This is a genomic window from Streptomyces sp. DS1-CR2, from assembly GCF_055760475.1.
This window is the reverse complement of sequence record NZ_CM147085.1, coordinates 9,121,523-9,133,343: the sequence shown is the minus strand read 5'-3', so window position 1 is coordinate 9,133,343 and position 11,821 is coordinate 9,121,523. Positions and strand designations below refer to the sequence as shown.

The following is an 11,821-nucleotide window of genomic DNA, read 5'->3' as shown; positions in this document are numbered from 1 at the left end:
ATCGAGAATTGGTCCCACAGCGGTTCGGTCAGCCATGAAGTCAGGAAGTCAGTACAGGCAAAGGTCTTCCGGTGATCACACACGGCAGCTGTAGTTCTCTTCCAGCAACAGTCCAGCCACCAACTCCGCCGCTGTCGTGCGCGTCTCGCATCGCGCGAAGCAGCCCGAGACCACCGCCATCGCCCTCCCGAACGTCTGGCCCCACGCCCGCTCGACTATCGTGGCCTCCCCGGCCACCGCGTCTTGATACGTCGTCACAAACGTTCATGATCGCGGTGGCCGTACTTGCGCCCGCCCGCACCCCGGCAAGCCGCTGAACAGCGAAGACGACGGAACTACAGCTGCCGTGTCACAGAGCGTCGCAACTCCGTGATCGCCAAGGCCCGTGCCTGCTTTGCGGTCGGGGACACCCCCAGGCCTATCCGCGCGACCTCTAAAGCGACCTACGACTCCTGACAGTTGCTCATGGAACCAGCGCCGGTGGCGCTACGCTGCTGTGCCGTGCAGGAGACGCGTCTCGACACCGCTCGGATCCGTGCGGCTCGCCGGGTCATCGACCCGGTCTTTCTCGACACTCCGCTGTACAGCTGCGAGGCGCTGGAGCCCGGCCTCGGATGCACGGTGAGCATCAAGCTCGAAACGGCGAACCCAGTCCGCAGCTTCAAGGCCCGCGGCACCGAGGTAGTCGCGAGCCTGCTCGCTGAGAATGCCTCGCGAGCCGCGGTGTGCGCGAGCGCGGGCAACCTCGGCCAAGCCCTCGCGTGGTCCGGCCGCGGCCGGGGGCTCGACGTCACCGTCGTGGCATCCCGCTTTGCGACTCGGACCAAGCTTGATCGCATCCGCGCATTGGACGCCGTGTTGGAGCTGGTGGACGGCGACCACGAGATGGCCCGCGAGCGGGCGGCGGCCATCGCACGGTACGACGGCATCCGGCTGGTCGAAGACAGCCTGGACATCGAGACCTGCGAGGGCGCGGCGACCATCGGCCTGGAACTGGTAGACACCTCGCCGGCGTTCGACACCGTCCTGATTGCTCTCGGCGGCGGGGCGCTGGCCACCGGCGTGGGACATGTGGTGAAGGCATTGGCACCCGAAGTCGAGGTGATCTGCGTCCAGCCGCTGGGCGCACCCGCGCTGACACACTCATGGCGCAGGAGACGTGTCGTCACCACCGACTCGACCAACACCATCGCTGACGGCGTCGCCGGCCGGCATCCCATCCCGGCCGTCCTGGACGACCTCCTCCTGGTCGCTGACGACGCCGTCCTGGTCCAGGAGGCGTCGATCATCGCCGGTATGCGGATGCTCCTTGACCACGCCGGCCTCGTCGTCGAACCTTCGGCCGCACTCGGTATCGCAGCGATCCTCGAAGACCGTGACCGCTTCGCCGGCCGACACGTCGTCACCATCGTGTGCGGCAGCAACGTCGACGTAGACGCCTACCACCAATGGGTCGGCGCGGCTCCCATCCACAGGTCTTAACAATTGCTCGCTGCCGCCGGCCCTCAACTTCCGCTTCGACGAGAAAATCACCTTCGGGGAGCTCCTTGACAGCCCCGCCAAGTCCCCGACGCCGCGACGAAGGCGCCGTAGACCGCGACTGTCCCGTAGTTGATGACCGTCATGACGACGGTGAAAGCCAACAGCTGTGGCAGCGTCAGCCTCCCCGCGAAATCAAGCCGTACGCCGGATCACGCACGGCTCCCGAGCGCCACTGCCCACGCCGTCAGTCTTGATCGTCAGGCGGCCTTGTCGACGTCTCCCTGGTCGAGGAGGCCGCCCTTGGCGTGTTTGAGGGCCTGCTGGCTTCGTTCACTTCCAGCGACAGCGTCTGTCGATCTGTTCGAGCAGCAGTGAGTGCCCAGCCTCACCATGTTTGTTCACGAGAATTGGCAGCACCTCTGTCCGCCGGCGGTCGCCAACATGTCGCAGCGCTGTGTCAACAGGTGGCGGCAGCCAAGCTGACCACGTAGTGCTCCTCGACCATCTGGTTCGGGGAGACCTCGGCCAGGAGGTCACCACCGCAGGATCATCAACGGAGTCCTGTACCGGAATCGCACCGGAGTGTCGTGGCGGGATCTACCTGCACGTTTCGGCAAGTGGAAGACCATGTACGAGCGGCACAGACGGTGGTCGGCGGACGGCACCTGGGACCGGCTCTTCGCGGCCGTCCCGGCCGATGCCAAGGGCCGCATCGACTGGTCCATGGTGAGCGTGGATTCCACCTCCTGCCCAGGCACACCAGCACGCCACCGGAGCACGGAAGAGACGCCCCCGGGTCCCGGGAAAAGAGCAATGCCCTTGGCAGCACCGCCCCGACGACGCACCCGGACGCTCCCGGGGAGGCCTGACCTGCAAAATCCACCTCGCCGGGGAAGGCGGCCGGCGCCCCCTGGCTCTGCTGATCACACCCAGTCAGTGCGGCGACGCCCCGCAGCTCATCCCCGTCATGGAACGCATCCCCGTCATGGAACGCATCCCCGTCATGGAACGCATCCGCGTCCACCGACACGACGGCGGCCGACCCCGCACCCGCCCTGATCATCACGGCGGCGATAAGGCGCACTCGTCCCGACGCAACCCCCACTACCCGCGCAGACGGCAGATCAAGCACGCCATCCCCGAACCAAGCAACCACCGGGCCAACCGTCAAAGGCGCGGCAGCAATGAAGCTCCCCCATGATCTTGGACACTCGATGCTTACGCCACGAGGGCGTGTTCTTGTTCGAGGCGCTGTCGGGTCTCGAGCGGGGTGAGGTAGCCCCAGCGTGGATGGCGGCGTAGGCGCTGTCGGTTGTAGAAGGTCTCGACGAAAGCGAAGATGTCCGCGCGGGCGCTGGACCGGTCCGGCCAGCGGCGGGTTCCGATCTCCTCCTTCAGCAATGCGAAGAACGACTCGGCGGCGGCGTTGATGCCCCTATGGATGTCAAGTGTCGTCTCGGGCCAGTTCCGTGGGGTGTGCCGGGGTGTTTGCGGGGACGATGAACCGGTAGATCTCTCGTGCGACGTACCGTTTAAGGCAGCGAATGATCTCGCGTTTGGTCTTGCCCTCCGCGAGGCGTCGCTGCAGGTAGTCCTGGGAAGGGCCCGCCCAGCGCAGGCGGCTGAGGACGATCCGGTAGAGAGCGGCATTGGCCTGGCGGTCGCCGCCTCGGTTGAGTCTGCGGCGCTGGGTCTTGCCGGAGGATGCCTCGACTGGGCTGGTGCCGCACAAGGCGGCGAAGGACGCTTCGCTGTCGAGGCGTTCGGGGTTGTCACCGGCCGAGATGAGCAGGGCTGCTGCGGTGTCCGGGCCGACGCCATGGACGTCGAGCAGGCCCGGAGTACTCGCCTGGATCGCCTCTGTTATCCGCTTGTTGAGGTCGTTGATCTCCTCGGTCAGGTTCTGGATGCGGCGGGCCAGCAGTCCCAAGGTGTGACGCGCGGCGTCTGCCGGCCCGGAAATCTCCGTTTTCGCCAGTGCGGCGCACTGTTGGAACAGCTTCGGGTTGCTCAGCCCTGCCAGGGACTCGCGAAGTTCGGCGTCGGCGCAGACCAGAACGCTCTTGAGCTGGTTGATGGCCTGTGTCCTGGACTTGATCGCGGACCCCTTCGCCAGCTTGAACAGCCGCAGCATCTCCACCGGGCCGTCGCTCGTCTTCGCCACGGCGGTGGCCCGACCGGACAACACGGCACGGGCAGCTGCTTCGGCATCGATGGCGTCGGTCTTGCCGTGGCGCCGTCGGGCGGCCTTGTCGGGCTGATTGACCTCGGTCACCTCGATGCCCTCGGCCCGAAGGTGCCGCGTCAGGGCTGCCCCGTAGGATCCGGTGCACTCGACCCCGGCTCGCCGCAGCATGCCGAACGAGCGTGCCCAGGAGAGGAGTTGGCGATATCCCTCGACGGTCGCCGGGAAGCTGCGGCCGTCCAGAGCGGCGCCGAGCGTGGTGATGACGGCCGCGGCGTGGACGCCTTTGTGGGTGTCAACGCCGAGCAGGATGTCCTCCTCGGCGCTGCCCGGGACGTGACATGGGGCCGTGGGCTGCGTGATGCTGGGCAAGGTCGCCTGTCTCCTGATCACCTCGGGTACTGGTGGCCGTCGCCGGGCCGGGGCGGTCAAGACTGTGACGGTGCCTGTCGCGAAGGCCCCTATCGGGACACGTCCCCTGCCCGGCGGCAGCGAGTACCGCTCCAGGCAGCGGCCGACAGATCAACGCCAAGGCAGCAACGCCAGTCGAAGCACGGGTCAGGCCACTGCCCGGAGCGGTACCCGATCATCCTCACAGTCGAAGCACGAGCCGGTTCGGCCCATGCTCTGCCGCAGTCCCAACCGGCTTATCTTGCACCGGAGTTCATCTGAGGTGTATTCACTGCCGCGGTCCGAGTGCGCAATGCATCCGGGCTGGAGTCGGCCGCGTCCGGCGGCCATCTTCAGCGCGTCCACGACCAGGGATGCACGGTGGTGGTCAGCCATCGAGTAGCCGACGATCTCGCGGGTTGCGAGGTCCAGCCAGGTCGCCAGATACAACCAGCCCTCGTCGGTGGGGATGTAGGTGATGTCGCCGACCAGCTTCATCCCCGGAGCCGGTGCGGTGAAGTCGCGGGCGATCAGGTCCGGGGCGGGCACCGCCCTTTTGGCCGGGCGGGTCAGGCCCTTTCGCCTGCGCCGCGTGACACCGCTGATGCCGCGTTCACGCATGACGCGCTCGATCCGTTTACGGTTCACGCGGTGCCCGAGCCGCCGCAGTCCGGCGTGGATGCGCGGCACCCCGTAGGCGCCCCTAGATGATCGATTCCAAGGGATCAGTGGTCATAGGCGGTCAGTGAGCGCAGGACGAGCTGGCCGGTGTGGTCGTTGTGCCAGATCGCGGCGGTCAGCGCGAGGATGCGCTGCATGACGCGGGCGATCACGCCGGCCGGTGTGCGGCCTCGGTGCTGTTCGAGGTTGAGCTGGCCCTTGAAGGTCTCGTTGACCGACTCGATGACCTGCCGCAACGGCTTGAACAGCGGGGCCCCGGGCCGTTCCGGCTCGCCCTTGCGGGCCGGCCGCAGCAGCCGGATGTCCTGCTCGGCCACCTGGTGCTCGAAGTCGCGGCCGAAGTAGTTCTTGTCGCCGATCAGCGTCTGTCCAGGCCGGGCAGCGACGAGGTGCGGTTCGGCGGCGAGCAGGTCCAGCAGGGTCTCGCGTTCGTCGGCCTTGGCCCCGGTCAGGGCGAAGGCGATCGGCAGGCCCTGCAGGGTACACACCAGGTGCAGGCGCAGGCCCCAGAAGAAGCGGCTGTGGCTGGCGCAGTACCCGTACTCGGCCCATCCGGCCAGGTCGGAGCGTTTGACGGTCTCGCGGGAGCGTCCGCACTCCACCGGCGTGGAATCCACGATCCACACGTCGTCGCTCCATACAGAGGTGTCGGTAGCCAGCAGCCGGGTCACCCGCCGCAGCAGCTCGGCGGCCTTGCGCAGGCGCTTGTTGTAGCCGGGCTGCTTCGGCAGGTAGGGGAAGAGATGCCGCAGGTGGGAACGGGCATGGCGAAGCCACTTGGCCTCGGAGGTGAAGCCCAGCATGGCCTGCACCATCGCGAGCGTGACCAGCTCGGCATCGGTCAGTCGCGGAGCGATCCCGACCGCCGGACGCCAGGGCGCCAGATGCGGCGATGCCTTCAGCAGGTCGTCGGTCTTCACATAGAGTGCGGTGGCGAGGGAGTCCAACTCTGTCTTCACACACTGACGTTGGGCTCCCTCCCCTTATGCGCGCAGCCGATCCCTTGGAATCGATCATCTAGAGGCGAGGTGCAGCACGGTGATCTCGTGGGCCAGGGCGTCGTCCGCGGCCTGCTTCGCCCGCCGGGTCTTCTCTCCGGCCAGCCATGCGTAGAAGGAGGAGCGGGCCACCTTCAGCAGCCGGCACAGCAGAGCAACGTTGTGGGTGGTCTTCTCCGCCTCGATGAACGCGTACACCTCGTTCATCGATCGCTCTCCTTCGCGAAGAAGACCGCCGCTTTTCGCAGCACCTCGATCGTCTCCGCCTGCTCGGCGGCCAGCCTCCGCAGCCGCCGCAGCTCTTCGCGTTCGGCCGTCGTCAGCTCTCCCGGCGGCCCCTGCCCGCGGTCGATCGCATCCTGCTTGACCCAGTTGCGCAGTCCCTCGGCGCTGACCCCGATCTGGCGGGCCACCTCGGTGACGGTCTTCCCGGAGGAGTACACGAGCGCGATCGCGTCCCGTTTGAACTCCTCCGTATACCTCCTGCTGCGGTTGCTCTTGCTTCCCACCTAATCCGTGGTGAAGGACGTTCAGATGGAGCGTGTGCTTCTCGGGACGTTCGAGTGCCGGATCCGCCATTCATGGCATGGCCAAGATCCCGGTGCTCTTCGTGGTGGCGGCAGTGTGGATGCCGGACGGACGTCTACTTCCCACTGGACCGTTCAGGTCTCGTGCCAGGCTGACGGCGCCCTGTGTCGCATTGCCGCCACCGCGGCGGGCCGTTGGCGCTTCGTCGGTGCCGGGCGGATGCCTGAACTTCCCCTGGAGTTCGACCCCTCACTGCAGAGCGGCGGCGCCCGGCATCGCCGAGCGTCAACACCCGCCGCTTGATCACTCGTTGGTGTTGGTGGTGCGAGCCCGCCGCACGGTGACCTCTTGATGCGCCTGAGCCGCCAGAGCTCTCGCACAGACCGAGGCCCGTGGGGTGCGCTGGTGCCACGAACGGCTAGTGAGGTGGAGGCACAACCGCAGCGCGGCTGATGCCTGGGATTAGGTCGCTCGCGTGGCCCGCATGCGCTCGTGACCAGCGCAAACACCAGCACTTCGAGGAGGGGAACCTTGCTCTACTGCGGAATCGACTGGGCCGAACGCACCCACGACGTCGCCCTGGTCGACGACTCCGGCGTGTTAGTAGCCAAACGACACATTACCGACGATGCAGTCGGATACGCACTGCTGATGGAGCTGCTCGCCGAGCACGGCGACACCAAGGAGACCCCGATCCCCGTGGCGATCGAGACCTCCCGCGGACTGCTGGTCGCGGTGCTGCGGACCGGCAAGCGCAGGGTGTACGCCATCAACCCACTGGCCGCGGCCCGCTACCGCGACCGGCACAGCGTCTCGCGCAAGAAGTCCGACCCCGGCGACGCCCTCGTCCTGGCGAACATCTTGCGCACCGACATGCACGCTCACCGTCCCCTGCCAGACGACTCCGATCTCGGACGCGCGATCGCCGTCCTCGCCCGCGCCCAGCAGGACGCGCTCTGGAACCGGCAGCAACTCGCCAACCAGCTGCGTTCTCTGCTGCGGGAGTACTACCCAGCCGCCCTGGAAGCCTTCACCACCTGGGCCAACGGGCTGTGTCGCCCCGAGGCCCGCGAACTCCTGAAGACCGCACCGACCCCCACGCAGGCAGCGAGGCTCACCCGCACTCAGCTCCAGGCCGCCCTCAAGCGTGCCGGCCGCAAACGTGGCATCGCTACCGAGGCCGACCGCCTGCGCGACGTCTTCCGCGTCGATGGGGCGCATCAGCCGCTGCTTATCGAGAATGCTCTTGGCAAGCAGATGCTCGCTCTCCTCCTCCAGCTGGAAGCTGCCTGCACGGCAACCGACGACCTCGCGAAGGCGGTGGAGGAGGCATTTCCCCAGCACTCGGACGCCGAAATCCTCCTGAGCTTCCCCGGACTCGGCATCCAGCTCGCCGCCCGCATCCTCGCTGAAATCGGGGACGACCGAAACCGCTTCGCCGACGCTCGCGGCCTGAAGTCGTACGCGGGCTCCTCGCCCATCACCAGGGCGTCTGGCAAGAAGTCGTCCATCACGCGACGCTGGGTGAAGAACGACCGTCTCAACCATGCCGGCTACCTCTGGAGCTTCGCCTCCCTGCGGAACTCACCCGGAGCCGACGCCCACTACCGGCGACGTCGCGAACGCGGCGACTGGCACGCGGCCGCCCAGCGAAACCTCTTCAACCGCATGCTCGGACAGCTCTACCACTACCTCCAGCACCGCAAGCCGTTCGACGAGGAAACGGCCTTCCCCACCGAACTCGCTTCCTCGGCTTGACGCGTTGGCATCGTGAGGTGTCTGGCACTACTTCCTCTGGAACTCACGTCCCAGTCTCCAGGTGTCCACGATCAAGGGGAAGGTCCACCTTGCGGGAGGTGAAGTCGCCGCGGCGGAGCAGGCGGCGGGTCAGGACGCCGAACCACAGCTCGACCATGTTCAGCCAACTGGCGTGCTTGGGCGTGTGGGTGACGGTGATTCGCGGGTGGGCTGCAAGCCAGGCGCGGGTGGCCCGGGAAGTGTGCGAGGAGCCGTTGTCCATGATCAGGTGGAGGCGCAGGGCCGGGTCGGTCAGCCGATGCAATCGCCGTAGGAAGGCGATGAAGGTGGCCGAGTCGTTGCGCTCTATGCGCTCGGCCAGGACCTGGCCGGTGGCCACGTCCATGGCGGCGACGATGGAGACGGTGCCGTGCCGGCGGTACTCGAACTCGCGCCGCTCGGCCTGTCCGGGGCGGGCGCGCCGGGTGGGGTAGCGGCGGGACTTGGCCTGGATGCCGGTCTTCTCATCCACGCTGACCAGCAGCGTGCCGGGTGGGATGTCCAGGTAGAGGTGGCACACCGCGCCGGCCTGGGCCCAGAACGCGTCGTCGTCGGCCCGGTTGAGCCAGCCGCGGACCCTGTGCGGGCGCACCTTCGCCTCGGCCAGGACCCGGCCGACCGTGGAGGGCGAGAGCACCAGGCCGCGTTCGGCCAGGTGGGCGGCGATGGTGGCGCGGGTCCATAGCGTGGCTCCCTCGGGCGGCACGCTGGTAGCGGTGGCCACCACGGCCAGGCGCGCGCTGGGACCATGCTGTTCGGGGCGTCCGCTGCGCGGGCGGTCGAACAGGCCCGCCACCCCACGGCGGCGGAAGCGTTCGCGCCGGGTGCGCACGGTGGGCACACTGCATCCGAGCTCGGCGGCGATGGCGGTGGTGGGCCGGCCCGCGGCGGCCAGCAGTACGATCCGTGCGCGCCGCACCACTGCCTGCCCTGCCCCGGCAGCGGCCACGAGCGTGCGCACCTTGCGTTCCTGCTTGCGTGAAAGCGGCAACGGCGGTGCGGGTGGATGGGCCACGAAGGGGTGCGTTTCCTTTGGAGTGAGCACCAGCCGGAAGCTGGGGTGATCATCAATCGCTGACTGCCTTCTGACGCTTCGCTCCATGCCGGACAGGTGGGCGAAGCGGGGACATCCCCGGTCAGGCCCATCCCTCCAGGGATACACACGTGGGCGTCGACGAGTTCGCCCACAGAGACCCGTGAGGCGTCAGCTCTGTGCCGTGGGGCGGACGACGATGTCGCCGACGTCGACGTTCGACGGCTGCTCGATCGCGAAGGCGACAGCGCGGGCGATGTCGTCGGGGGAGAGGGAGAAGTCGACCGCCGGAGCCTGCGACTTGACGGTGGGGCTGGTGACCGAGTCGGCGAACTCCGTCGCGACGTAGCCGGGCGAGATCATGGTGACCCGCAGGTCGGGCCCGGCCTCCTGGCGCAGTCCCTCGGAGACGGTGCGGACTGCGTTCTTCGTCGCCGCGTAGACAGCCTGGTTCGGCACGATGCGCAGCCCGGCGGTCGAGACGACGTTGACGAACTGCCCCCTGCTCTGCTTGCGGAACACGGGGAGCGCTGCCGCGATCCCGTGCAGCACGCCGCGGAAGTTGACGTCGATCATCTGGTCCCAGTCCTCGACGCGCAGCTCGTCGAACGGCGAGATGGGGCCGATCCCGGCGTTGCTGACGAGGACATCGAGCGCGCCATAGCGCCCGCAGGCGTACGCCACCAGGTCCGCGACGTCTCCTCGGCGACGCACGTCCGTCGTCTTCCAGACGGCCGTGCCGCCATTGGCCTCGATACGGGCGCCGAGCGCTTCCAGCCGGTCGCTCCGACGCGCTCCGAGGACGAGCTTCGCGCCGCGCGACGCGAGGAGCAGCGCGCTCGCCTCGCCGATCCCGCTGCCCGCGCCCGTGATGGCCACCACCTTGCCGTCGATCCCTGTCATGCTCGGCCTCCGATGCTAGAAGTAAGAGGGCTATCACTTATAAAGTAAGTGGCCTCTTACTTATGGTCAAGGAGGTGGACCGAGTGACTGACGCAGCAAGTGGGGCGGGGAGTGAGCGCCCTGCCCGGGGGCAGCTCCGCTCGGCGCTAATCGCTGAGAGCTTCGTGCTGCTCTCCGAGACGGGGATGGCCGGCTTCTCCGTCGCCGAACTCGCCCGCAGGCTCGGGGTGAGCACGGCCGCCCCGTACCGTCACTTTCCCCACCGTGACGCGCTGCTCGCCGTCGTCGCGGCACAGGCCGCCGACGAGCTCACCCGGTCCATCGAGGCCGCCGCGCAGGCGGCCGGATCCGACCCGATCGACCGGCTCGCGGCCACCGCGGGGGCATACGTTCGCCACGTGTCCGACCGCGGCGCCGGCTTCGACGTGATCTTCGCCCGGGAGCTGAGGCCGCTGCGCGACGCCGACGTGGCCCGGGCCGGCCGGGACCTGATGGCGCTGCTGCTCGACCTCGCCCGGCAGGCGGGCCACGCCGAACCTTCCCAAGCACTGCTCCTACTCGAACAGCTCTTCGTCCTAGCCCACGGCTACGTCACCCTGGACACGGAGGACTTCCTGACGCGCTCCCGCCTCTCCCCCGAGGATGTCGCCACCCGCGCCACGCGCGCGGCGACGGCGCTGCTGCGCGGCAACGCGACGTGAGCACTAGCCGGGAGCTTGGGTGATCACCATGCCGGTTCCCCCCAAACGCCTCAAGGAAGAGGTCGACGGCACCGTCGACCACCACGCATTCCAGCTACAAAGCTGGCCCGCCTTGGCCGAGGTTGACACCCGGTGGCGCGGTTCGTTCGGCTACCTCACGGCGATCGTCGAGAAAGAGGGCGAGGACGTGCGCATCCCGCTGTGCCGCATCGAATACCTCGGCGCCGACAACGCTTGGGGCTTCGCCATGTACTTGAGTGCCACCGACGCCTACACCGACGCGGTCTTGCGCACCGGCAGCCCGACGACAGCCTTCGACACCGCCGCCCTCGTCCACCTCGCCGACTACCACGCGTAGCCAGATCCGGCACACTCAACCAGCAAAGGACCTGCGACGCGCTGCACTAGTGGGCCGTGGACGGGTGATGACTGTGGCCACAACAACGAGGTTCACGAGCGTTGGCTGCGGCTGCGGAACAGGTCGACTCGGGCGCCTGATTTCGGGACGAGTGGTATGACGCGCAGTGCGGTGGATGCCGGTTCTGGATCGCGTTGAGCGGCGAGTTGGGTCAGGACTGGGATGCCTGCTCCCATGTCGACTCGACGTTCGATGGACAGGTGCGCTTCAAGCATGATGGCTGCGTCTCCTTCATGGTCCGCGCAGCCGGCCCGTTCGGCTGACGGCTGCTGCAGGGAAGCAGCCAGGACCTGTCCGGCCGATCATCTGGCTATCGATGGTCGGCAGGTCCCCCTGTAGTGGCCTTCGCGACTCGGCCATGCTGAGTGGTGAACCGGTCCAGCAGCCGGATCGCCATGTCGTGGTCGTAGAACTGGGCCATCTCGTAAGCGCTTCGCCCGCCGCCGAGGGTTGAGACGGGGTCGGCACCATAGGCCAGGACGATGGCGGTAAGAGCGCTATCGATCGGCTGACCTGACTGAAGAGCTGAGTCCCCTTCCAGTTCGATGGCGTGTGTCAGCAGGGTCATCCCGCAGCAGACCTCATTCACGTCAGCTCCCTCGTCCAATAGGCGAGTGAGCGTGGCGTGATCGCTGGACTCCACCGCTTGGTGGGCGGGCGTCCAGGGGTTTTCGAGTTCCACGATGCTCACCACGACATCATGTC

General features: G+C 67.6%; 14 protein-coding genes and 1 pseudogene. 5 read left to right on the top strand and 10 right to left on the bottom strand.

The window, feature by feature from the left end; translation table 11 throughout:
• Positions 1 to 75: 75 nt before the first annotated feature.
• The gene (locus tag ACY0PA_RS42960; protein ID WP_473082730.1) at positions 76 to 258 is read right to left on the bottom strand and encodes a hypothetical protein; all 183 of its coding nucleotides are present in this window, start codon (positions 256 to 258) and stop codon (positions 76 to 78) included.
• Positions 259 to 501: 243 nt separating this feature from the next.
• Between ACY0PA_RS42960 and ACY0PA_RS42955 the strand changes: the two genes are divergently transcribed.
• Complete coding sequence (locus ACY0PA_RS42955; RefSeq protein WP_473082729.1) at positions 502 to 1,482, top strand: threonine ammonia-lyase; 981 nt, start codon at positions 502 to 504, stop codon at positions 1,480 to 1,482.
• 501 nt (positions 1,483 to 1,983) lie between these two features.
• Positions 1,984 to 2,680: pseudogene (locus ACY0PA_RS42950) on the top strand (IS5 family transposase); the annotation flags it as partial.
• Between the two features lie 20 nt (positions 2,681 to 2,700).
• Here the strand turns inward: ACY0PA_RS42950 and ACY0PA_RS42945 are convergent.
• The 6 genes from ACY0PA_RS42945 to ACY0PA_RS42920 all read right to left on the bottom strand — a co-directional run bounded on the left by ACY0PA_RS42945 (position 2,701) and on the right by ACY0PA_RS42920 (position 6,245).
• Positions 2,701 to 2,913 (bottom strand): IS3 family transposase, encoded by a 213-nt coding sequence (locus ACY0PA_RS42945; RefSeq protein ID WP_473086616.1) that lies wholly within the window; start codon positions 2,911 to 2,913, stop codon positions 2,701 to 2,703.
• Positions 2,914 to 2,926: 13 nt separating this feature from the next.
• Complete coding sequence (locus ACY0PA_RS42940; protein ID WP_473082728.1) at positions 2,927 to 4,039, bottom strand: IS110 family RNA-guided transposase; 1,113 nt, start codon at positions 4,037 to 4,039, stop codon at positions 2,927 to 2,929.
• Between the two features lie 186 nt (positions 4,040 to 4,225).
• A complete protein-coding gene (locus tag ACY0PA_RS42935; protein WP_473086615.1) occupies positions 4,226 to 4,783 on the bottom strand; it encodes an IS3 family transposase in 558 nt (185 codons plus the stop codon).
• Positions 4,783 to 5,697: an IS982 family transposase gene (locus ACY0PA_RS42930; protein ID WP_473079725.1), complete on the bottom strand. Its 915-nt coding sequence runs from the start codon at positions 5,695 to 5,697 to the stop codon at positions 4,783 to 4,785. The genes ACY0PA_RS42935 and ACY0PA_RS42930 overlap by 1 nt, the downstream gene beginning before the upstream one ends.
• Before the next feature lie 54 nt (positions 5,698 to 5,751).
• Complete coding sequence (locus tag ACY0PA_RS42925) at positions 5,752 to 5,943, bottom strand: hypothetical protein (RefSeq protein ID WP_473082727.1); 192 nt, start codon at positions 5,941 to 5,943, stop codon at positions 5,752 to 5,754.
• Entirely contained in the window at positions 5,940 to 6,245 is a 306-nt protein-coding gene (locus tag ACY0PA_RS42920; protein ID WP_266567197.1) for a transposase, read from the bottom strand. The genes ACY0PA_RS42925 and ACY0PA_RS42920 overlap by 4 nt, the downstream gene beginning before the upstream one ends.
• A gap of 550 nt (positions 6,246 to 6,795) precedes the next feature.
• Between ACY0PA_RS42920 and ACY0PA_RS42915 the strand changes: the two genes are divergently transcribed.
• Positions 6,796 to 8,022: an IS110 family RNA-guided transposase gene (locus ACY0PA_RS42915; protein ID WP_473082726.1), complete on the top strand. Its 1,227-nt coding sequence runs from the start codon at positions 6,796 to 6,798 to the stop codon at positions 8,020 to 8,022.
• A gap of 43 nt (positions 8,023 to 8,065) precedes the next feature.
• Here the strand turns inward: ACY0PA_RS42915 and ACY0PA_RS42910 are convergent, their stop codons facing one another.
• On the bottom strand, positions 8,066 to 9,022 hold the full coding sequence (locus ACY0PA_RS42910) for an IS630 family transposase (RefSeq protein ID WP_473082725.1): 957 nt from the start codon (positions 9,020 to 9,022) through the stop codon (positions 8,066 to 8,068).
• A 243-nt stretch (positions 9,023 to 9,265) separates the two neighbouring features.
• The gene (locus tag ACY0PA_RS42905; protein ID WP_473082724.1) at positions 9,266 to 9,997 is read right to left on the bottom strand and encodes an SDR family oxidoreductase; all 732 of its coding nucleotides are present in this window, start codon (positions 9,995 to 9,997) and stop codon (positions 9,266 to 9,268) included.
• A gap of 83 nt (positions 9,998 to 10,080) precedes the next feature.
• On the opposite strand from ACY0PA_RS42905, the gene ACY0PA_RS42900 reads away from it, so the two are divergent.
• Complete coding sequence (locus ACY0PA_RS42900) at positions 10,081 to 10,698, top strand: TetR/AcrR family transcriptional regulator (protein ID WP_473082723.1); 618 nt, start codon at positions 10,081 to 10,083, stop codon at positions 10,696 to 10,698.
• A 19-nt stretch (positions 10,699 to 10,717) separates the two neighbouring features.
• Positions 10,718 to 11,056, top strand: coding sequence for a hypothetical protein (locus ACY0PA_RS42895; protein ID WP_473082722.1), 339 nt, complete (start codon positions 10,718 to 10,720; stop codon positions 11,054 to 11,056).
• A gap of 370 nt (positions 11,057 to 11,426) precedes the next feature.
• On the opposite strand, the gene ACY0PA_RS42890 is transcribed toward ACY0PA_RS42895, so the two are convergent.
• A complete protein-coding gene (locus ACY0PA_RS42890; RefSeq protein WP_473082721.1) occupies positions 11,427 to 11,807 on the bottom strand; it encodes an ankyrin repeat domain-containing protein in 381 nt (126 codons plus the stop codon).
• Positions 11,808 to 11,821: the final 14 nt, after the last annotated feature.